This is a genomic window from Polaromonas sp. P1_G2, assembly GCF_056405515.1.
This window is the reverse complement of sequence record NZ_JBFUBY010001173.1, coordinates 1-447: the sequence shown is the minus strand read 5'-3', so window position 1 is coordinate 447 and position 447 is coordinate 1. Positions and strand designations below refer to the sequence as shown.

The following is a 447-nucleotide window of genomic DNA, read 5'->3' as shown; positions in this document are numbered from 1 at the left end:
CCCCGATTATATCGATCCGGCCTTCCACAAGATCGCTTGTGGCCGCGCGTGCCTGAATTTCGATCCCTGGGCGATGCGGCCCGAACTGCTGGCTACTCAGGCGGCAGCGGATGGACCGATGATCGTCGAGGCGATGATGGGCCTCTACGACGCCGCTGCCGACCATACCGGTTCCCCGGCCAGCCTGGCGAAAATGCTAGGCCTCTCCGTCGTGCTGGTGGTCGATTGCGCGCGCATGTCGCATTCGGTGGGTGCCGTCGTGCGCGGCTATGCGGCCTATGACCCGGATGTCGAAATCGCTGGGCTGATCCTCAACCGTGTCGGCAGCGCGCGGCACGAATCGATGCTGCGGGCCGGGCTTGCGGGCGCAGGCATTCCCATTCTCGGCGTGATCGGCCAGGACAAGCAACTCGGCCTTCCCGAACGGCATCTCGGCCTGGTCCAGGC

The 447-nt window shown here is 65.5% G+C and carries 1 protein-coding gene; it reads left to right on the top strand.

Annotated features, from left to right (window positions below; genetic code table 11):
• On the top strand, nucleotides 1-447 hold a 447-nt coding region (locus AC1D0P_RS29625), incomplete at both ends, for a nucleotide-binding protein (RefSeq protein WP_477679998.1).